Source organism: Biformimicrobium ophioploci (genome assembly GCF_030270605.1).
Taxonomy (GTDB): Bacteria; Pseudomonadota; Gammaproteobacteria; order Pseudomonadales; family Cellvibrionaceae; genus Biformimicrobium; species Biformimicrobium ophioploci.
In genome coordinates this window covers 36,043-55,857 of sequence record NZ_BSYJ01000006.1, presented here as the reverse complement: position 1 = coordinate 55,857, position 19,815 = coordinate 36,043, and the positions used below count along the sequence as shown (strand labels likewise).

The following is a 19,815-nucleotide window of genomic DNA, read 5'->3' as shown; positions in this document are numbered from 1 at the left end:
TCCCGTTCTCATTTACAAAATTTTTTGCAAGATAAAAGGCATGTAGCGAACAAAGGAGGTGAGAATTCAAATAAAAAATATGGTTGTGAATAGGTGAATAGGTGAATTGGTGAATAGGTAAAAAGATATTGATCAACTCAAGTTAATCTAGCGAAAAGGATTGGGTGAGAGAATGATAAAAAGAATTACCCTCCTATTGAATTTGGGAGCAATGCTATTAGCGAGTACGGTACAGGCACAGCCATTGCCTGGGTACCAATCTTACAATGGGGTGACCAATGACGTAGGACCAGACCTGGCAACCGTCATTGAATACGATGCCACCAAGGCAGCCTGCGACCAGTATCAGGCGGATCTCGATCAGTACCTTATTGATAATGATGCGGTACTCAGCCAGCTCAGTGATGTGGAAACCAGCATGGCCGTTTTGTCTGAGCACGAGCAGTATATCGTCGATGACTTTGTCAATACCTATGACGAAGCGACGACCTTGAAGTGTGGTAAGTATTTATTTTTCTATGGTGCGTTCGATACCACCGGCGTTCCAAAGGTAATGGTTCACTGGATGCTCAGGAATTTCGAGGACTATTACGGACCCGGTTTCGAAAACTACGGTATGATCGCGGATCCGAACCCGGTCGCTACTATTCCGGCCTCCCCATTCAATCCAAATATCGGACCAAAGCAACTCCCTGTGGGAATTGTTGATAGCACCGGTGATTTTGGATCATCTGTACCTGTCTATGCGTTTTCCTGTGCTTCCTGTCACTTCAAAGAAATGGATGACGGAAACTTTGCGATTGGCATTGGCAATACAGAGTATGAATATGGAAAGATGATCTCTACACAGGGTCAGCTGCCCTATGCATTTCTTTTCCAGGCGCCAAATCTCATGGGTGCAACTGATGAAGTCGCGCAGACATTGCTTAATGCCTACGTGATTCCGGAGGTTCAGACAGAGCTTTCCGGCCCGGTTTCAACTGCTAGATCTATCCCTGGCGCCATTGATGAGTGGAATGCACTGGATGCATTGATGAATGAAGGGTCGACGCAAGAGGATCGTTCTTCAATTGAATACACGCTCGATCAGCAAAGGTTGAATTGGGCAACTTGGTCCGGCGTGATGGATTTCATGGTTCAGCCTAGCCAAAACGACAATGCTTTTACCATTACGCGGATTCTGAATTTGGCGGGTATTGTTGCTGATCCAAATGTGCAGAAGCAGCATGGGTTCAAAAATAAAGAAGGACTCGGATGGCATGGTGGCTCGTACGATACAATAAACTTCATTCGTTCGTTTATTACGCTGACTGCCAGTGACCTCGAAAACCCGGAGTTGAGTGACGACTATAATTACTGGGTGAATGAATATCGCTACATGCCGCTGGTAACGTACCTGCACTCTTTGAAAGAACCTGCGCTCCCCGTTGATCGGACGTTTGATGTTGTTGCAGCAAATCGTGGCGAGGCATTATTTGACAATAATTGTACAAGTTGCCATAACGGACCAGGAGGTGAAACAAGCAGAGCCTATGATCATGCCGAGCTCGATGTCGAAAATGGGCATTTGGGCTTTATGGATCTCTATTGGGACGGTGCTCTGTTTGGTGGCGCCGGTGGTTGGGAAACCAATGTGACGACCATTCGGGATAGGTTCCCGGCGGGCGAAACCGCTACTTATACCCGGGGGATCAAGGGTCCTCGTTTCATAGCGATGTGGGATAACGAGCGTCTGCTGCATAATGGATCAGTGCGTGGTTTGGATGAGTTGCTGACTTGTGCTCCTAACAGAATTAGCGACGCGACACAGTCCGATATCCAGTTCTCCAACCAGGGGCATGAATTCGGCTGTTACTTCAGCGCCGGCGATAAGGCGGACCTGAAAGCGTTCATCCAGACTTTCGCCACCAACCGCAACGCGGGTAACCGCTATAACGGCCAGTGGGATGGGGTATGTTCCACCTTGAGTAACGGAAAATCCCAGATTCTCAATATAACGTTCACCAAGGGCAAGCGGATGGACCTGCTGGTGAAGCACTATTCCGACGCAAACTGCCAGGTATTCGACACGGATCGGGTCAAGAATCCCGGCCATGGCCTCTCGTGGGAAATGGAAGTCGGTTCCGAATTCATCAACTCCCGCGGCTACCTATCCCATAACGTCACCTATACCAAGCCGGACGGCACCACTGCGGACGATGTGGTTGCCATCGAGGGCGATCAGCTCGCCAATGCGGAGGAAGGTGATCCGGAGCCCCGCGGCCTGTTTATCCGACAGCGTACTGATTACCCGGGACTGAACGGTCTGTGGCTCAACGACTACTGCACCGCACAGAACACCAAAGAGCTGGTGATGATGCGCGATGGTATTCGGGTCAATAAGACAGTCACCTACAATGCGCCGGGCTGTACCGGTGGGGTATTGAGCATGGTAAATGACAGTGCCTGGACCTTTGAGGATCCGAAGTGGCTAAATGCCGGTGTCCGGGGTGAGACCTTCCCCATGCATAACATGCGCCTGAAGATGAAAAATGTAGCCGATGGCACTAATTGGACACAGTTCATCAATGTCACCGAAACCACGCTGCATGCGATGTTTAATAATAACTATGCGGCGAGTATTAATGGCAACGGGCAGCACTATACCCGTGTGTACAACATCAATACGGCGGAGTAAATTGGGATAAAAAGGGCGGGAAGCGATGCTTCCCGCCCTTTTTTAATGTGCCGGGAAAAGTTATCTGAATTTAATGAATTAAAGTGGTACATATAGATGATTCCTGCTGATAAATCTGATACTTTTGAACTCGGTTGGATTCGTTGCGCACAGGCCTTACGCCCGGCGCGGCGGCAGGTTTGCATAGGGCGGTTTTATCAGGATCGCTACCGCAACCGACCCAACAGTTGTATCTGAGTAAATGGAGTTTTACAGAGGTTCAACATGAACAATTCCAAACCTGTTATTGCAATACTCGGTGGTACCGGCCAGCTCGGGACAGGCCTCGCACGGCGTTGGCTTCAGGCCGGCTACACCCTGATTATTGGCTCTCGCGATCTTGAAAAAGCGGAGCAGGCCGTTGCCGATTTAAGAAATGTCCTGGCGGAGCGCGGCATTAGCTCGGCTGACGTACAGGCGATGGATAACTGCAGTGCAGCGGAGTGTGCGTCCATAGTTACGCTCTGTGTGCCGTTTAGTCATCAGGAGTCGACCCTGCAGTCAGTCAAGGCAATGCTGGAAGGAAAGATCCTTATTGACGTGACGGTGCCACTGGTGCCGCCCAAGGTTGCGCGGGTGCAGTTGCCGGACCAGGGTTCCGCCGGGCAGATTGCTCAATTGCTGCTGGGGGATGGCGTTGATGTTGTTTCCGCCTTTCAGAATGTACCCGCACCGCATCTGAAGGAAGACGGTCCTCTGGACTGTGATGTCCTGGTTTGTGGTAATAACAAGGAAGCGCGGGCAGCGGTAATCGAACTGGCAGAAGCCGCAGGTATGCGCGCTTTTCATGCCGGGCCGATCCAGAACGCGGCGGCAGTGGAGGCCATGACCTCTGTATTGATATTTATCAATAAGCAGTATAAGTCGCATGCCGGTGTAAGAATTACCGGTGTTGATACCTGATATTTAACAGGCCAGGAATAGCCATGGCGCAGCGTCTTGAACTCCTCGCCCTCCCTGACTTTCCATTGGTCGAGCCTGGCGATGATCTTGCGAAAATGATTTTGGACTCCCTGCACCGGAGCGGCTACGTGCTGCAGCAGGGGGATGTTCTTGTTATCGCACAGAAAATTGTTTCCAAATCAGAAAATCGTTACGCCTATCTGAAGGATGTTCGGGTTAGCCAGGAGGCGCTGGATCTTGCAGAAAAGGTGGATAAGGACCCGCGTCTGGTACAGCTGATTCTGGATGAGTCGGTGGAGGTGATAAGACACCGACCCGGTGTAGTCATCGTCGAGCACCGATTGGGGTATGTGCATGCGAATGCGGGTATAGACCAATCCAATATTTTCTCGGAATTGGATAGCCCGCGAGTACTCTTGTTGCCGACTGATGCCGATCAGAGTGCGGCTAGGTTACGCGAGGAATTTTTTGCATCGAGTGGCGCTGAGATCTCGGTCATTATCAATGATAGCGCCGGTCGTGCCTGGCGCAATGGCACCCTGGGATTTGCCATAGGTACAGCAGGCTTTGAGCCGGTTGTCGATATGGTTGGGGAAACTGATCTGTTTGGGCGTCCTCTGGAGACTACCTCGGTCGCAGTTGGGGATGAATTGGCTGCGGCTGCCTCTTTCCTCATGGGCCAGGCGGATGAATCTGTGCCAGTTGTTTTGATTCGCGGGGCGAAGCTGAGAAAGTCCGAACACGGCTCTGGCAGCCTGGTTCGGGAAAAGAGCCAGGACCTGTTCCGGTAACCCGGGATGGTAAGAACTTCTACGCAGTTAGTTTTGGAAGCTATCAATGCAGTTTTCTTCTGAATCCAGAGTGCTGGCTCTGACCGGTGGTGTCGGAGGCGCAAAGCTCTGCCTCGGCCTGGCGCATTGCCTCGCTGGTGAACAGTTGTGCATCGTTGCCAATACCGCGGATGACTTCGAGCACCTGGGGCTGAATATTTGTCCGGACCTGGACACTGTCATGTATACCCTTGCGGGACTTAGCGACAGGGAAAAGGGTTGGGGATTGGCCGGAGAGAGCTGGAATTGTCTTTCTGCCCTTGAGGCAGCCGGAGGTGAAACCTGGTTTCTGCTGGGTGACAAGGATATCGCCACGCATTTGGTCCGTACGGGGATGATGAACGCTGGCAGGAGTCTCAGCGAAGCAACTGCAAAGCTGTGTAAACAGCTTGGGTTGAACGTCAGTCTTCTGCCCATGAGCGATGATCCAGTGAGAACAATGGTCCAGACCGCCGGCGGCGAGTTGCCTTTCCAGGAGTATTTTGTGCGGGAGCGTTGCGCCCCGGAAGTTTCCGGGTTTCGGTTCGATGGGCTGGAAAAAGCGAGGCCGCAACCGGAATTTCTTCGAACGGTTGAGGACAGTGCGCTCCGGGCCATCATTATTTGCCCGTCTAACCCCTTCGTGAGTGTCGAGCCGATAATCTCCCTTCCGGGTATTCGGGAGGGGATGGCGTCAAGCCAAGCTCCTGTCATTGCCGTATCCCCAATAGTTGCGGGAATGGCCATCAAGGGCCCAGCGGCAAAGATGATGCAGGAGCTGTCCATGCCCAGCAGTGCGCTCGCCGTAGCGGAATACTACGGCAATTTGCTTGACGGGTTTGTGATCGATGAACGTGACTGGGCTCAGGCCGAAGCGATCGAGCGTCTGGGTATATCCGTTCTGGTGGTGCCTACCATCATGAACAGCCTGCAGGGCCGGATTGAACTGGCAGAGCAGGTCTTGGAGTTTTCGCATTCGCTGATGTAGTTGTGAAGTTAACCCGAAGCGGGGTAGAGAGTACTACTTATGTGGGCATTATTACCACTGAAGGAATTCGCGGCCGCCAAGCAGCGACTTTCACCGGTTTTGAGCCAGCGCGAGCGGGCTGCGCTTGCACAGGCAATGGCCGAAGATGTGCTTGCGGAATTGCGGGATCACCCGGCAATCGAGAATATCCTGCTGGTCTCAAATGAACCGTCAGGCCGGCAGTTAGCGAGGCAATTCGGCGCAGAATTTCTGAGTGAGTCTGGCCTGCATGCGCGCGGTCTCAACCAGGCCGTGAAGGCTGGTGTACAGGTGCTGGCAGAGCGGGGGGTAGATAATGTCATGGTGGTGCATGGTGATCTGCCGCTAATTTCCGCTGCGGAGATCGATGAGCTTGTTCGTGCCCATTTTGGCAATGGCTTTGGTAAGAAGGCGGATGATTCTGAGGGTTCAGGAATGAGTGAGAAAGCCCTGACCCTGGTGTCTGATACAGCAGGTGAGGGCACAAACTGCCTGATCTGCAATACCGCAATCGAGATGCAGTATAGTTTCGGGCCTAATAGTCTTGCTGCACATCTTGATGCTGCGGCCCGTATCGGCCTTGACGCGCGGGTGGTTCCGTTACCGGGATTTGGCTGTGACATCGATGCCCCAACAGACCTCCTCACCCTACTAAAACGGCTAGAGGGCAGTAAAGCAAAGCACTCTTTGAGTGTCGTTGCGCAATTTGCCCTGGCCGAGCGTTTGCTAACCGTTGGCAGCTCTACTTATAGAGCTGACTTTCTTCTGAGTCAGGCGGGATAGAGCCGGGAGTTACCATGAACTGCAATAATCATGCTTCTGCTCTGCCGACTCATCAGCAAGCCTTGCAACTGGCTGAAAAAACCGACACGGCGGATTTGATGGCGGCCGCACGCACGCTTCGTGATAGGGGTTTTCGCGACCTTGTGACCTATTCCCGCAAGGTTTTTATTCCGCTAACCCAGCTGTGCCGCGATGTCTGTCACTATTGCACATTTGCGCAGACGCCGAAACGTGTTGAGCAGGCATATATGCCGCTGGAGCAGGTGTTGAGTACAGTGCGTGAGGCCGAGGCGATGGGCTGCAAGGAAGCGCTGTTTACCCTGGGGGAGCGGCCGGAAGATCGTTATAGTGCGGCCCGCCGGGCACTGGATGAGATGGGGTTTGGCTCAACTCTTGAATACGTCGCCCACGTAGCTGGTGCAGTGCTGGAGCAAACCGGTGTACTGCCGCACATCAATGCCGGCTGCATGAGCCGGGAAGAAATTCGCATGCTGCGGCCGGTCTCGGCATCCATGGGCATCATGCTTGAATCCTCTTCTTCACGGTTGTGTGAAAAAGGCATGCCGCACTATGGCTCGCCGGATAAGGACCCCGAGCGCAGGCTGGATACTTTACGTGTAGCGGGCCAGGAGAAAGTACCCTTTACCACCGGCATCCTGATTGGCATCGGCGAGACCCGGCGTGAGCGCATCGAATCACTGCTGGCGATTCGGGATGTGCACCAGGAGTATGGTCATATCCAGGAAGTCATCATCCAGAATTTCCGAGCCAAACCCGGCACGCGCATGGCAGAGTCACCGGAACCTGATCTGGAAGACCTGCTGTGGACCATAGCCGTCGCGCGGATAATTTTCGGGCCCGAGATGAGTATTCAGGCCCCGCCTAACCTGAGTCCGGGTGTATTGCCCCGGTTGATCGACGCAGGTATCAATGACTGGGGTGGCGTTTCACCGGTGACCCCGGACTTTGTCAATCCGGAAGCACCCTGGCCGCACGTGGAAAAGCTGGCGAGGGAATCGGCGCTGGCTGGCAAGCACCTACAGCAACGCCTGACGATTTACCCGGAATATGCACTCGATGCCGCAAGCTGGCTGGATCCTGGCCTGCGCAGTCCGGTACTGCGCATGCTGGATGCAGAGGGCTATCCGCGCACCGATGACTGGGTGACGGGGCAAAGTAAGGATGTGCCACAAAATTTGGTGCAAGAGCTAACGGTACCGGTGGAAGGCAGTGGGTTGAGTCCTGAACTGACTGCAATCGTTGAGCGGGCGAAAAACGGCAAAAGTTTATCCGAGCGCGAAATTGAACGGCTATTTCAGGCGCGGGGGCCGGAAGTGGCGTACCTGTGCGCCGAGGCGGATCAGCTCCGCCGTGAAGTAAGCGGCGAGACCGTGCGCTATGTGGTTAACCGCAACATTAACTATACCAACGTGTGCTACTTCAAGTGCCAATTCTGCGCTTTTTCCAAGGGCAAGCTGAGTGAGAACCTGCGGGGTCGCCCCTATGATTTGGACCTTGAGGAAATCAAGCGGCGTTCCCTGGAAGCATGGCAGCGTGGTGCCACTGAAGTCTGCATGCAGGGTGGCATACATCCGGAGTACACCGGTCAGACTTACCTGGACATTCTTGCTGCGATAAAGTCGGTTACGCCGGATATGCACGTACATGCATTTTCACCGCTCGAAGTGTGGCAGGGTGCAGAGACGCTGGGCCTGCCGGTTCGGAAATTTCTGCAGCAATTGAAAGACGCGGGCCTGAGCAGTTTGCCCGGAACTGCGGCGGAAGTGCTGGACGATGAAGTGCGTGCGCAGATCTGCCCCGACAAGATCAATACCCGCCAGTGGCTTGAAGTCATTGAGACCGCGCATGAAGTTGGCTTGCGCACCACGGCGACAATTATGTTTGGGCATGTCGACAGGCCGATTCATTGGGCGCGTCATATTTCCAGAATCCGTGCGTTGCAGCAGCGCACTAATGGCATTACCGAATTTGTACCCTTGCCGTTTGTTGCACAGGAATCGCCAATGTACCTGAAAGGCAATGCGCGCAAGGGGCCTACGTTTCGGGAAACACTGCTGATGCATGCAGTTGCGCGGTTGGCGCTGCACGCCGTCATCGACAATATCCAGACTTCCTGGGTCAAGATGGGGGAGGCCGGTACTGCGGCATGCCTGAATAGCGGTGCCAATGATTTGGGCGGAACGCTGATGAACGAGACCATTACCCGGTCCGCCGGTGCTTCCCATGGCCAGGAAAAAACACCCGCGCAACTGGAGCAGCTGATTCGTGATATTGGGCGGCCGCCTGCACAGCGCACGACGATCTATGGCCAGGTGGCGGAAGAACGGGTTAGTGCGTCTTTTTCTGCGGCACCACTGATACCGGTAGTGAATACCGCGATCGACCGCAAAAAATGTAGTGATACGCCGAAGCCGGTACTGGTTCGTTCTCAGGTTGAGCTGGACCAGGGCCTGATTGTCACGGCCTGATGGGGTGGCCCCCAGATATGTAAAAGCCCGCAGCGATGCGGGCTTTTTTTTTGCTGATGTGAATCAGTCTATCTTGGCCAGCACCTTGCATTGGTGGCTGGGTGTGCGCAGTGCCTCGAAGACACCCGGCAGATCGTCCAGGGCGATCACGTCGGTAATCATCGGGCTGATATCGATTCGTTTTTCTGCCAGCATCGCAATGGAAGTTTCGAAATCATCCTTGGTATAGGCTATCGCGAACTGGACATTCAGTTCTTTAATCAGGCCCAGAAACGGCATGACGCTGTCCGGCTGTTCGCACACGCCGACGGGGATAATCTTGCCGCCGTAGGGTGCGATTTCCATACATTGTTGCAGTAGCCCGGGTGCGCCGACACATTCAAAGATGATGTCTGGTGCGCCCCCGGTCAGGTCACTGAACTGCTCCAGCAGGCCGGCTGATCCTGCCGTGAGATCGGGTTTGATCACGTGGGTCGCGCCCATTTTCCTGGCCAGCGCCGCACGGGTATCCGCCAGTTCGCTGACCACTACATCCCGTGCGCCGAAGAACTTTGCCCAAAGCGCGACGGTCAGGCCGATGGGGCCCGCGCCCATAACCAGCACGCGCTGTCCGGCTTTGAGCCCTGCGACGCGCACAGCGTGCAGGCTTACCGCCAGTGGTTCCACCAGTGCGGCTGTTTCCAGATCCAGCTCATCAGGCAGGAGGATGGTTTCACGGCAGCCGGAAGTTACGTAATCGGCAAAGCCGCCCTGGTCGTCGACACCGGATACTTTCTTGTTGGTGCACTGAAAGAACTGACCGGTGGCGCAGGCCACGCATTTACCGCAGCCAATAAAGGGCAGGGCGCAGACGCGGTCACCGACTTTCCAGTCACCAACGGCTTCTCTGCCGACCTCAGCAATTTCGCCGACAAACTCATGCCCCAGTATCTGGCCGCAGCAAGCGGTGGTCAGGCCTTCGCGGGTGGCGTGCAGATCGGTGCCGCAAATACCGCAATAGGCAACTTTCATCACCAGTTCAGAGGCCGCCGGTACAGGGTCTGCAACGGTTTCGATACTCAGTGGTTGTCCTACCTCTTTGAATACAGCTGCCTTCATAGTGACACCCTCGCCATATAGATGTCCTCACACTATCCGAACAAAAACAAACAGTCAAATCTGATTGTTTTTATTTTTGAGGTTTGATACGGTGTTTTTCAGGTGTTCGATCAATAAAAAACAGGTTGCCAGGCTCCGCACTGAGAGCGGATTACAGGGCGGCCACAGCCACACTGGGAGATCAATATGGACCTCGGGCTTTCTGGAAAAAAGGCGGTAATTACTGGTTCTACCCGCGGTATCGGCCGCGCGATTGCGGAACTGCTGGCAAACGAGGGTGTAGACCTTGCCATCTGTTCACGTAATCAGGAAGAAGTGGATACAGCGGTTGCCGCCCTGAGTGAGAAAGGGGTGAAAGTTACCGGTGAAGTGGTTGATGTTGCCGACAAGGAGTCCTATCAGGCCTGGATTGCCAGGGCCGGCGACGAGCTGGGCGGTATCGATATCTTTGTGCCTAACGTCAGTGCCGGCGGTGGCAACATGTCTGACGAGGGCTGGATCAACAACCTGAATGTCGATGTGCTCGGTACTACCCGGGGGATTGAGGCGGCGATGCCATTCCTGGAGCAGTCCTCCGCGGCTTCTATTGTGGTTATCTCCAGTACCGCAGGTGTCGAAACCTTTATGGGGCCCCAGCCCTACAACGCCCTGAAAGGGGCATTGGTGATCCATGCCAAGCAGCTGAGCCAGGCCCTGGCGCCGCAGGGCATTCGGGTCAACTGCGTATCCCCCGGGCCGGTCTATATAGAGGGCGGTGCCTGGGAATATATCAAGGAACACATGTCGGACCTTTACGAGGGCACCCTTGCACAGATTCCGCAGGGTCGCATGGGTAGCGCCGGTGAAATTGCCAATGCGGTTGCATTCCTTGCCAGCCCAGCTGCCAGCCTGATTACCGGTACCAACCTTGTGGCCGACGGCGGCTTTACCAAGCGGGTACAGCTCTGATACGGCATTTTTTTGCGCGTAACGGTCGGGCCGGCAGCTGAATTGCACGCTGCTGCATGACAATCAGCTGTCGGCCTTTTTTGCAATAGGAAATGGAACACTGGTACAGGTTATGGGTAAAAGTGATCGAATTGATGTCTATCTGGTAGCGGGTGGCAAATACCATAATATTGACCATGCCCGCCTTGAGATCCTGAAGCTGTTGGCGGAACAGCCACGCATCAAGGTCAAGGTCGGTGCGGACTACAGCGATATCGACGCGATTTGCGCGTCGGATTTCATTATTACCTATACCTGCGATGTGATTCCCACCGAGGCGCAAACCAGGCGCCTGTGCGAATATGTCCGCAGCGGTAAGAAATGGTTTGCGCTACACGGCACCAATTCGATTCTTCGCTTCCTGGTGAATGATGGCAATTTCATTGTGGATTGCCCCGAAGACAATGTGCCGTTTATGGAGTTGCTCGGTAGCCAGTTTATGGCGCATCCACCAATTCATGAATATGAAGTTGTCGCGACCGAACCGGAGCACCCGCTGGTAAAAGGCATCCCAGCGTTCAAGGTGGACGACGAGCTGTATCTCAGCAAGTTCCACGGCGAGTACCAGACACTGTTGCATACGCACTGGTCCGATCCGGTGGAGAACTTCACCAGCGATCAGTGGGTGAAGAAAGATGACATACAGCCGGTGCTGTATATCCACCCGTACGGCAAGGGCCAGGTACTTTACCTGACTCTCGGTCACTGTCGTGGAAAATATGACATGCAGCCGGATATCGAGGAGTACCCCGTTCCTGAAGAGGGCGCATGGCGTACCGAGGAATTTTACGAACTGCTGCGTCGCGGTATTGGCTGGGCGATGGATCCGATTCCGGCCGCCGCTGGCCAGACGCAGCCCGAACCAATTGCCGAAAGCAGCGAAGCCTAAGGGGAAGGTAAATGGATCTATCTTTCAGCCCGGAAGAACTGCAATTCCAGTTGGAGGTGCGTCAGTTCCTTAAGGAAAACCTGCCTGCTCATATCGTTGAAGCAACGAAGAACAATAGCAGTGTCTTTGTTGAAAAGGAGATAGCGCTGGAATGGCAGGCCATTCTCCTGGAGAAGGGCTGGGCGGTGCCGCAGTGGCCAAGCGAGCATGGCGGCACAGACTGGACCGCCGCGCAGAAATACCTGTTTAGCAAGGAGTGTTACCTCGCCGGTGCGCCCATGCTGATCCCAATGGGCCTGCTGATGCTTGCGCCCGTGATTATGGCGTTTGGCACTGAGCAGCAAAAAGCGGAACTTTTACCGAAAATTCTCAGTGGTGAACAGTACTGGTGTCAGGGGTATTCCGAGCCCGGTGCTGGTTCGGATCTTGCCAGCCTCAAATTAAAGGCTGAATCAGACGGAGACGATTATGTCCTGAATGGCTCCAAGATCTGGACCACCCACGCCCATCTGGCGGATCAGATTTTCTGTCTGGTTCGCACAGACAATGATTGCAAGCCGCAGCACGGAATCAGCTTCCTGTTGGTGGATATGGATTCGCCGGGGATTACGGTCGACCCCATTATCACCATGGCCGGCGATCACGAGGTCAACCAGGTATTTTTTGAAAATGTACGGGTACCTAAAAGCAACCGTATTGGAGAAGAAAACAAAGGCTGGACCTACGCCAAGTATCTGCTGGAATTCGAGCGCGGTGGTGGCTTCAGCGGTGACCGGATTCGACATGAGCTAAATCACCTCAAAGAGCTGATGCGGGAAGAAAAGGCGCGTACAGCCGGGTTCGATAAAGGCGGCGTGCTTGCGAGAAAAGTCGCCAGGCTGGAGATCGACCTGAAGTCGCTTGAGATTACGGAGTTGCGCATCCTTTCCTCGGTAAGTGATGGGGGCAACCCGGGGCCTGAATCATCCATTATGAAGCTGATCTACACGCGCGTTGAACAGGATGTGAATGAATTAGCAGCGGCTGTGATCGGTTATCAGGGTATCGCCATGGATCCGCAGGAAGATGATAGTGGCCTGCGCCCGGATTATATCAGCTCGGTTGTACCCCGTTACCTGAATAGCAGGGCAGCCTCGATATTTGGTGGTTCTCTGGAGGTGCAGAGAAATATTGTTGCGAAAATGGTATTGGGGCTTTAGCCTGCGGGTAGTTAAGCTTTAGCCACCGATAATTTTCTTTAGCGCTGGAGCGCTATATTTTTTGTGGATGCGGAAGGGGAAGAGCCATGCAGCACGAGGGTCTTGTTCGGGAGATAAAGACATTGTTGGATCTGGTGGAGCGCAAGGCGACCACCCTGGCAGACAGTGTCATGGAAATCGATGTGCGGGAATATACAAATCCCGAGCAGTTCGAGAAAGAAAAGATTGAGTTGTTTCGGAACTATCCCCAGTTTGTCGGTCCCAGCTGCCTGTTGCCCAATCCGGGCGATTACTACGCTTTTGACGATACCGGTGTCCCCATCCTGATTGTTCGTGCTGCGGATGGATCCCTCAATGCTTTTGTCAATATCTGTTCCCACCGGGGGGCACCACTCACTGAATGTGCCAGTGGCCAGGCCAAGCGCGGCAAGATGTTTTCCTGCCCGTACCATGGCTGGAGTTACAACCTGGATGGTGAACTGGTGGGTATTCCCTTTGGCAAGGAAGGGTTCCCGGATATCGACCGCAGCAAGCTCGGCTTGAAGACGCTGCAGGTGGAAGAAAAATACGGCATGATCTTTGTGATGCCGAACCCGGAATTGCGCTTTGACATTGATGAAGTGTTGGGCGGTATTCAGGAGCGCATGTCAGGTTTCGGCTTTGAGGATCATCACTACCTTGGGGTGAAGCAGGTCTATACCGATTTCAGCTGGAAACTCAATATGGATACCTTCCATGAGTTTTACCATTTTGATTTCCTGCATCCGGAAAGTATCGGTGCCATGGCATACGGCAACACCGCCAATTACGTGCAGTATGGGCGCAACCACTCGATGAGCTCGGCAACGCTGCAAATCAACGACTTGAAGGATATTCCTGAAGAGCAGTGGTTGCCGCGGGAATACAGTTCCTATGTGAACTATATTTTCCCCAACACAGTGATTTTTGTAGTCAATGACCACTTCCAGACCTGGCGTGTCTATCCGATCAGCACTGACAAGTCGGTGGTATACCACAGCATGTTTATCCCGAAAAAGCCGGCCAATGAAGAAGAGCAGAAGGCGTTCGAGGATTACTTCCAGATGATCAACGATGTGGCGGTTGCCGAGGATTATGGGCTCGTCGACAAGGTACATCGGGGCCTGCAGGCCGGCATCGAGCGCAAGGTGATTATCGGTCGCAATGAGCCCGGTGTTCAGAATATGCATCGCACACTGAACGAAGTGCTGGCATAGCTGAGATAGGCATCTTCGCTCAGATTTCGCAAATGCCCCCTGTGACGACAGTCAGCGGGGGCATCCTTAGCTCAGTTGTCCGGTCATGCGTCAGGCGGGCTCAAACAGTTCCAGAATACTGGAGAAGTCCTTCCTGCCATCTCCCACAGCCTGCTTTTCCTGATAGAGCGCCGCGGCCAGTTCCCCGAGCGGAATTCGGCTGCCGGTAGTCTTTGCATTATCGACAGCCAGGCCGAGGTCCTTTGCCATCAGGTCCACCATAAACCCCGGCGCATAGCCGCGCGATGCCGGGCTGTCCATGACGCCCGGAAAAGGGTTGTAGAGTTCCAGTGACCAGTTTCGGCCTGAACTGTTCAGCATGATTTCCGACAGGATCTTGGGATCAAGGCCACAGTTTGCCCCCATCTTCAACGCTTCACTGGTGCCGATCATATGGATCGCCAGCAGCATGTTGTTGCACATTTTCGCGACCTGACCCGCCCCGTGATTGCCTGCGTGGAAGATGCGCTTACCCATGGCTGACAGAATGGGTTCTGCGCGCAGGAATGCATCCGCACTGCCGCCACACATAAAGGTCAGGGTACCGGCCTGGGCCGCGGCGACGCCGCCGGAAACCGGCGCATCGAGCATATCCAGCCCGATTTCGGCGCAGGCACCCGCAACTTGCTGCACCGTTTCGCCATCGATAGTCGAGCAGTCCAGGATCAGAGTGCCCGGTGCCACGGATTCAAGCAGGCCCGGTTGGCCGCCATTGCCCAGATACAGGCCGGCAACGTGTTTGCCCGCGGGTAGCATGGAAATCACGACGTCGGCCCCCGCAACGGCCTGCTCCGGGCTGCTGGCTGCACTGGCCCCCTGATCCTGCAGGGTCTGCAATGCCTCGGGTACCAGGTCGAAGACCTGAACGGTGTAACCGGCCTTGAGCAGGTTGGCCGCCATAGGTCCGCCCATGTTGCCCAGGCCGATAAATGCGATTGTTTTCATATTGACTTCCTTTTGCAGGTCCCGGTTATAGGTCGTAAAGCGGATTGGTTGCCCACGGCGGCGTGAAAAATTGTTCGACAAGTTCTTCGGGAATATCAGCGATCCGTTGGAATTGCCAATTGGGCTGGTTGTCCTTGTCGATCAACAGTGCGCGCACACCCTCGGAAAACTCCCGGTTACGTACAATACGCGTCGATAACAGCATTTCGGCCTTGAAGACCGCGGCCAGGTCCAGGCCCTGACAGCGTTCCAGCTGCTCGTGGATCAGCCTCGCGGATAGTGGCGAACCAGCCTTGAGTGCGGCCTTGGCCTTGTCCAGCCAGGGAGAGTCGCCCTCAAGCGCGTCGATCGCGTCAATGATTTCCTCGAGCGTTTGCTGGCTGCAGGCCGCTTCGATGGCCACTGCCATGCCTTCGAGGTTGCCCTGCGGCAATTCGGTCAGTGCATGGGCTGACAGCACCTCGTCAATGATGGACGAATTGGCTTCCTTCTGGTTGCCGGGGCGCCATGCCTGCTGGCACAGCGATGTGAGAAATGCCTCGCGCTGTGCCGCATGGGCTGCGTGGCTGACAAGTCCGGTGTAAAGGGCGTCTGTCAGGTTGATGGAGGAGGCGGTCAGACCGAGGAACAAACCAATGCGGTGCGGCATGCGATTGAGGAAATAGGTACCGCCGACATCGGGATACAGCCCGATGGTGATCTCCGGCATTGCAATACGGGTTTTCTCAGTGCCAACGCGGTGGCTTGCGCCTGCCATCAGCCCGAGGCCACCGCCCATGACAATGCCATGACCCCAGCAAATCAGCGGTTTGGTGTAGGTATGGATCAGGTAGTCGAGGCGGTATTCTTCCTCAAAGAAGGTTTCTGCGTAAACGCAGGGGCCGCTGGTAGTGCCGGAGGCAGAGCGATACAGTTCCTGGATATCGCCACCTGCGCAAAGCGCTTTTTCACCGGCGCCCTGCAGAAACACAGCGGCGATGTTGTCGTCTGTCTGCCAGTCGTTCAGGCAGGAAGTGAATTCGCGGACCATATCCAGGGTCAGGCTGTTCAGGGTTTTTTCCGAGTTGAGCGTGATAACCCCGACTGCCCCCTGATCTGCGACTCTCACTTCGGTAATGACGTTCTCCATCATGTATCAGCCCTGTTTCCAATCGGGTTTGCGCTTTTCCAGGAAAGCGAGGGTACCTTCGCGCTGGTTGGCGCCGCCGATCAGGTCGACGAAATTCGTCCGTTCCGACTTCAATCCTGCCGCGAGCGCGTTTTCCCGCGCCTGCGAGAGCAGGCGTTTGCAGGCTTTTACCGCATCCGGGCTCTGTTGCGCGACGCCCTGTGCGAGGACCAGTGCCGTTTCCAGTGCCTGTCCACTGGACACCGCCTGTTGGGTCAGGCCGATTTTTTCCGCTGTGGCAGCGTCGATGCGTTCCCCGCACAGGATCAGGCGTGCAGCCCAGGCTTCCCCCACCAGCCAGCCCAGCCGTTGCGTGCCGCCGGCGCAGGGCAGTAGCCCGACCTTGGCTTCGGGCAGGGCGACCTGGGCGTGCTCCTCGAAGATCCGGATATCGCAGGCCAGCGCGCATTCCAGGCCGCCGCCCATCGCATAGCCGTTGACCGCGGCAATGGAGACACCCTGAAACTCAGCCAGGGTTTCAAAAGCCTCCCCGAACAGGCGCGCGACTTCCGCGGACAGGACCTTGTCGCCCTCGGCAAACTGTTTCAGGTCCGCACCCGCAGAGAAGAACTTTTGGCCCTGGCCATGTATGACCAGTGCGCTGATCTGCGGTAGGGCATTCAGGTTATTGATGATCGTCTTGAGACCGCTGAGACTTTCGACGTCCCAGGTGTTCGCTGGCGGGTTGTTGATGGTGATTACTGCAATGTGCTCACGAAGCTCGACAAGAACTTTTTCGGTAGGGCTTATGCTGTCCATGGTTTTTCGTTTCTCTGGTTGTTAGCTGATCAGCGCGTCGCGGTGCTCGGAGAGCAATCGACGCGCAATCACCAGGCGCATGATTTCATTGGTGCCTTCCAGGATCCGGTGCACGCGCGTATCGCGGAAGTAGCGTTCGATCGGGTATTCGCGGACATAACCGTAGCCGCCGTGCAACTGAATCGCGTCATCGCATATGCGGAAGCAGGCATCGGTAGCAAAACGCTTTGCCATGGCGCAGACAGCGGTCTTGTCCGGCAGTTTGCGGTCTAGCTTGGAAGCGGCCAGGCGGATCATCTGGCGGGAGGCCACCAGGTCAGTGGCCATGTCAGCCAGTTTGAACTGCGTATTCTGGAAATCGGCGATTGCCTGGCGGAACTGCTTCCGTTCCTGCACATAGGCCGCGGTCATTTCCAGGCAGGCCCGGGCTGCACCCACGGAGCAGGCGGCGATATTGATCCTGCCGCCATCGAGGGCTTCCATGGCAAGGCCAAAGCCTGCGCCTTCCTCTGCCAGCAGGTTATCGGCCGGTACCCTCACGTTTTCGAAAGTGATGGTGCATGTGGGCTGGCTGTTCCAGCCCAGTTTTTCCTCGGGCTTGCCGAAGTGAATGCCTGCAGAATCTGCGGGTATCGCGACGCAGCTTATCCCCTTGGGGCCGGGTTCGCCGGTACGCACCATGGTGACCAGGATATCGGTCTCTCCGGCGCCGGAGATAAAGCACTTGCTGCCGTTGACGATATAGTCGTCGCCATCGCGTTCAGCCTTTGTGGCCAGTGAAGCGGCATCGGATCCGGCGCCCGGCTCGGTCAGGCAGTAGCTTGCCAGTTGCTGGCCGGTTGCCAGTACCTCACACCACTGTGCTTTCAGCTCAGGCTTTCCATAGCGCGCGAGCATATTGAGCGCCATATTGTGAATGCTGATAAAGGCCGCAGTAGAGGTACAGGCCGCGGCCAGTTCCTCGATGATCAGCGCACTGTCCAGTCGGCTCAGGCCAATGCCACAGTCTTGCTCCGGCACATACAGAGACATAAAGCCCAGTGCGCCCGCCTCGATAAACAGCTCTTTCGGGAAAATATGCTCTGCATCCCACCTGGCCGCGTGGGGTGCCATCTGGCTCTCCGCGAACCTGCGTGCGGTTTCCTGAAAGGCCCTCTGGTCTTCATTCAGTTCGTAGTCCATGTATTCCTCGTCGGGTACGCTGTATCAAGCCGAAACCGGAGCATTACTTCAGTGCGATACTCATATTCGGTGCAGAAACCTTTGTTTCTTTCCAGGCAGCGGTCACGGTTTTCGTTTCCGTATAGAAGCGTACCGCCTGTTTTCCGTAGGCATGCAGGTCGCCCATAAAAGACTTTTTCCACCCGGTAAAGGAGAAGAAGGGTAGGGGGACCGGGATCGGGATGTTTACGCCCACCTGGCCAACCTGGACATCGTGCTGATAGCGCCGTGCATTGACGCCGGAAGTGGTGAATATGGAGGTACCGTTGCCGTAGGGGCTGTCATTCACGATCTGTAAAGCATGGTCGAGGCTATCCGCGCTTACACAACAGACCACCGGCCCAAAAATTTCTTCGCGGTAGATATCCATTTCGGTGTTGACGTCGGTAAACAGGGTGGGGCCCACCCAGTTGCCGTCAGGATATCCCTCGATTCTGATGTCGCGACCATCGAGCACACAGGTTGCGCCCTGGTCGATGCCGCTCTGGATCAGTTGTTCGACCCGAGCCTTGGCCGCCTTGCTGACAAGGGGGCCGTAGGCAGCATCCGGATCGTTCCAGACCCCGGGGCGGATTGATTTGAGACGCTCCGCCAGTTCGCCTGCCCATTCTATGGTTTCCCCGACAAAGACAATTACGCTGATCGCCATGCAGCGCTGGCCCGCCGCGCCAACAGTGGCGCCCACCAGTGTATTCATCACCGTTTCCTTATCGGCATCGGGCATGACCACCATATGGTTCTTGGCGCCGGCGAAACACTGCGAGCGCTTCAACAGGTTGGTGGTGCTGCGGTAAACGTGTTCGGCGACCGGGACGGAGCCCACAAACGATGTGGCGACGATATCCGGATGGTTGATCAGTTGATCCACCTGCGCCTTGCCGCCATGCACCATCTGCACGATGCCCTTGGGCGCGCCAGCCTGTTGGAACAGCTCCAGCAGCCTGACTGTGGCCATGGGTACCTGTTCCGAAGGTTTCAATATCATGGCGTTGCCGCAGGCCACCGCCATCGGGTACATCCACAGTGGGATCATGGCCGGGAAATTAAACGGGGTGATACCCAGGGTGACACCCAGGGGCTGAACCAGGCTGTAGGTGTCTACGCCGTTCGCAACATTCTCCACGGTTTCGCCCATCAGCAGAGACGGTACATTACAGGCGTGTTCAACCACTTCTATGCCGCGCCAGACGTCCCCCATGGCATCCTCGAGGTTCTTGCCGTTATCTTCCGCAAGAATTTCGGCAATTTCCTTCTGGTGTTCCTTGAGCAGCTGCTGGTAGCGAAGCATCAGTCGCGCGCGTTGTGGTACGGGTGTGTTGCGCCATTCCATAAAAGCGGCCTTCGCACCGGCGACGGCAGCATCTATCTCTTCAGGCGTTGAAAAAGGGACCTGTGCGATCACCGCCTGGGTGGCGGGGTTTACAACATCCTGTTTATCGGCTGACGCACTCTGGATGAACTCTCCATCAATCAGCATTGGCACCTGTGCGGTCATGACTTGCCTCATTTATTTGAATGGTTTTACCAGCACTTTATCGAACCTGGTTGAGGCAGCCATTGAATAAATTG

General features: G+C 55.2%; 16 protein-coding genes. 10 read left to right on the top strand and 6 right to left on the bottom strand.

Annotated elements, in window-relative coordinates:
- The first annotated feature begins 172 nt into the window (after positions 1-172).
- From QSJ80_RS13430 to cofH, 6 genes are all read left to right on the top strand, one after another.
- Positions 173-2,677 (top strand): hypothetical protein, encoded by a 2,505-nt coding sequence (locus tag QSJ80_RS13430; RefSeq protein ID WP_285764984.1) that lies wholly within the window; start codon positions 173-175, stop codon positions 2,675-2,677.
- 264 nt (positions 2,678-2,941) lie between these two features.
- On the top strand, positions 2,942-3,619 hold the full coding sequence (gene npdG, locus QSJ80_RS13425; protein WP_285764983.1) for an NADPH-dependent F420 reductase: 678 nt from the start codon (positions 2,942-2,944) through the stop codon (positions 3,617-3,619).
- Between the two features lie 23 nt (positions 3,620-3,642).
- Positions 3,643-4,410 carry a coenzyme F420-0:L-glutamate ligase gene (gene cofE / locus QSJ80_RS13420; RefSeq protein WP_285764982.1) on the top strand — a complete coding sequence of 256 codons (768 nt, stop codon included), beginning with the start codon at positions 3,643-3,645 and terminating at the stop codon, positions 4,408-4,410.
- Between the two features lie 46 nt (positions 4,411-4,456).
- Positions 4,457-5,416 (top strand): 2-phospho-L-lactate transferase, encoded by a 960-nt coding sequence (cofD, locus tag QSJ80_RS13415; RefSeq protein WP_285764981.1) that lies wholly within the window; start codon positions 4,457-4,459, stop codon positions 5,414-5,416.
- Positions 5,417-5,455: 39 nt separating this feature from the next.
- Positions 5,456-6,217: a 2-phospho-L-lactate guanylyltransferase gene (gene cofC / locus QSJ80_RS13410; protein ID WP_285764980.1), complete on the top strand. Its 762-nt coding sequence runs from the start codon at positions 5,456-5,458 to the stop codon at positions 6,215-6,217.
- Positions 6,218-6,231: 14 nt separating this feature from the next.
- Positions 6,232-8,706, top strand: coding sequence for a 5-amino-6-(D-ribitylamino)uracil--L-tyrosine 4-hydroxyphenyl transferase CofH (cofH, locus tag QSJ80_RS13405; RefSeq protein ID WP_285764979.1), 2,475 nt, complete (start codon positions 6,232-6,234; stop codon positions 8,704-8,706).
- A gap of 63 nt (positions 8,707-8,769) precedes the next feature.
- Here the strand turns inward: cofH and QSJ80_RS13400 are convergent, their stop codons facing one another.
- Positions 8,770-9,804, bottom strand: a complete 1,035-nt coding sequence (locus QSJ80_RS13400; protein ID WP_285764978.1) for a zinc-binding dehydrogenase — start codon at positions 9,802-9,804, stop codon at positions 8,770-8,772.
- Between the two features lie 186 nt (positions 9,805-9,990).
- Between QSJ80_RS13400 and QSJ80_RS13395 the strand changes: the two genes are divergently transcribed.
- From QSJ80_RS13395 to QSJ80_RS13380, 4 genes are all read left to right on the top strand, one after another.
- Positions 9,991-10,752 (top strand): SDR family NAD(P)-dependent oxidoreductase, encoded by a 762-nt coding sequence (locus QSJ80_RS13395; RefSeq protein ID WP_285764977.1) that lies wholly within the window; start codon positions 9,991-9,993, stop codon positions 10,750-10,752.
- A gap of 112 nt (positions 10,753-10,864) precedes the next feature.
- Complete coding sequence (locus tag QSJ80_RS13390) at positions 10,865-11,680, top strand: ThuA domain-containing protein (RefSeq protein ID WP_285764976.1); 816 nt, start codon at positions 10,865-10,867, stop codon at positions 11,678-11,680.
- Between the two features lie 11 nt (positions 11,681-11,691).
- Complete coding sequence (locus tag QSJ80_RS13385; protein ID WP_285764975.1) at positions 11,692-12,879, top strand: acyl-CoA dehydrogenase family protein; 1,188 nt, start codon at positions 11,692-11,694, stop codon at positions 12,877-12,879.
- A gap of 86 nt (positions 12,880-12,965) precedes the next feature.
- Positions 12,966-14,114: an aromatic ring-hydroxylating oxygenase subunit alpha gene (locus QSJ80_RS13380; protein ID WP_285764974.1), complete on the top strand. Its 1,149-nt coding sequence runs from the start codon at positions 12,966-12,968 to the stop codon at positions 14,112-14,114.
- Between the two features lie 90 nt (positions 14,115-14,204).
- Here the strand turns inward: QSJ80_RS13380 and mmsB are convergent, their stop codons facing one another.
- Genes mmsB through QSJ80_RS13355 form a run of 5 tightly spaced genes read right to left on the bottom strand, consistent with a single transcriptional unit; the run spans position 14,205 to position 19,741 of the window.
- Positions 14,205-15,098, bottom strand: coding sequence for a 3-hydroxyisobutyrate dehydrogenase (mmsB, locus tag QSJ80_RS13375; protein WP_285764973.1), 894 nt, complete (start codon positions 15,096-15,098; stop codon positions 14,205-14,207).
- Between the two features lie 25 nt (positions 15,099-15,123).
- The gene (locus QSJ80_RS13370; protein WP_285764972.1) at positions 15,124-16,230 is read right to left on the bottom strand and encodes an enoyl-CoA hydratase/isomerase family protein; all 1,107 of its coding nucleotides are present in this window, start codon (positions 16,228-16,230) and stop codon (positions 15,124-15,126) included.
- A 3-nt stretch (positions 16,231-16,233) separates the two neighbouring features.
- Positions 16,234-17,025 (bottom strand): enoyl-CoA hydratase, encoded by a 792-nt coding sequence (locus QSJ80_RS13365; protein WP_285764971.1) that lies wholly within the window; start codon positions 17,023-17,025, stop codon positions 16,234-16,236.
- A gap of 21 nt (positions 17,026-17,046) precedes the next feature.
- Positions 17,047-18,207 carry an acyl-CoA dehydrogenase family protein gene (locus QSJ80_RS13360; protein WP_285764970.1) on the bottom strand — a complete coding sequence of 387 codons (1,161 nt, stop codon included), beginning with the start codon at positions 18,205-18,207 and terminating at the stop codon, positions 17,047-17,049.
- A 43-nt stretch (positions 18,208-18,250) separates the two neighbouring features.
- Complete coding sequence (locus QSJ80_RS13355) at positions 18,251-19,741, bottom strand: CoA-acylating methylmalonate-semialdehyde dehydrogenase (RefSeq protein WP_285764969.1); 1,491 nt, start codon at positions 19,739-19,741, stop codon at positions 18,251-18,253.
- Between the last annotated feature and the right edge of the window lie 74 nt (positions 19,742-19,815).

Bases quoted from the DNA above. Each gene is read 5' to 3' on its own strand.
- QSJ80_RS13430 (WP_285764984.1), top strand. From the start codon at position 173: ATGATAAAAAGAATTACCCTCCTATTGAATTTGGGAGCAATGCTATTA.
- npdG (WP_285764983.1), top strand. From the start codon at position 2,942: ATGAACAATTCCAAACCTGTTATTGCAATACTCGGTGGTACCGGCCAG.
- cofE (WP_285764982.1), top strand. From the start codon at position 3,643: ATGGCGCAGCGTCTTGAACTCCTCGCCCTCCCTGACTTTCCATTGGTC.
- cofD (WP_285764981.1), top strand. From the start codon at position 4,457: ATGCAGTTTTCTTCTGAATCCAGAGTGCTGGCTCTGACCGGTGGTGTC.
- cofC (WP_285764980.1), top strand. From the start codon at position 5,456: ATGTGGGCATTATTACCACTGAAGGAATTCGCGGCCGCCAAGCAGCGA.
- cofH (WP_285764979.1), top strand. From the start codon at position 6,232: ATGAACTGCAATAATCATGCTTCTGCTCTGCCGACTCATCAGCAAGCC.
- QSJ80_RS13400 (WP_285764978.1), bottom strand. From the start codon at position 9,804: ATGAAGGCAGCTGTATTCAAAGAGGTAGGACAACCACTGAGTATCGAA.
- QSJ80_RS13395 (WP_285764977.1), top strand. From the start codon at position 9,991: ATGGACCTCGGGCTTTCTGGAAAAAAGGCGGTAATTACTGGTTCTACC.
- QSJ80_RS13390 (WP_285764976.1), top strand. From the start codon at position 10,865: ATGGGTAAAAGTGATCGAATTGATGTCTATCTGGTAGCGGGTGGCAAA.
- QSJ80_RS13385 (WP_285764975.1), top strand. From the start codon at position 11,692: ATGGATCTATCTTTCAGCCCGGAAGAACTGCAATTCCAGTTGGAGGTG.
- QSJ80_RS13380 (WP_285764974.1), top strand. From the start codon at position 12,966: ATGCAGCACGAGGGTCTTGTTCGGGAGATAAAGACATTGTTGGATCTG.
- mmsB (WP_285764973.1), bottom strand. From the start codon at position 15,098: ATGAAAACAATCGCATTTATCGGCCTGGGCAACATGGGCGGACCTATG.
- QSJ80_RS13370 (WP_285764972.1), bottom strand. From the start codon at position 16,230: ATGATGGAGAACGTCATTACCGAAGTGAGAGTCGCAGATCAGGGGGCA.
- QSJ80_RS13365 (WP_285764971.1), bottom strand. From the start codon at position 17,025: ATGGACAGCATAAGCCCTACCGAAAAAGTTCTTGTCGAGCTTCGTGAG.
- QSJ80_RS13360 (WP_285764970.1), bottom strand. From the start codon at position 18,207: ATGGACTACGAACTGAATGAAGACCAGAGGGCCTTTCAGGAAACCGCA.
- QSJ80_RS13355 (WP_285764969.1), bottom strand. From the start codon at position 19,741: ATGACCGCACAGGTGCCAATGCTGATTGATGGAGAGTTCATCCAGAGT.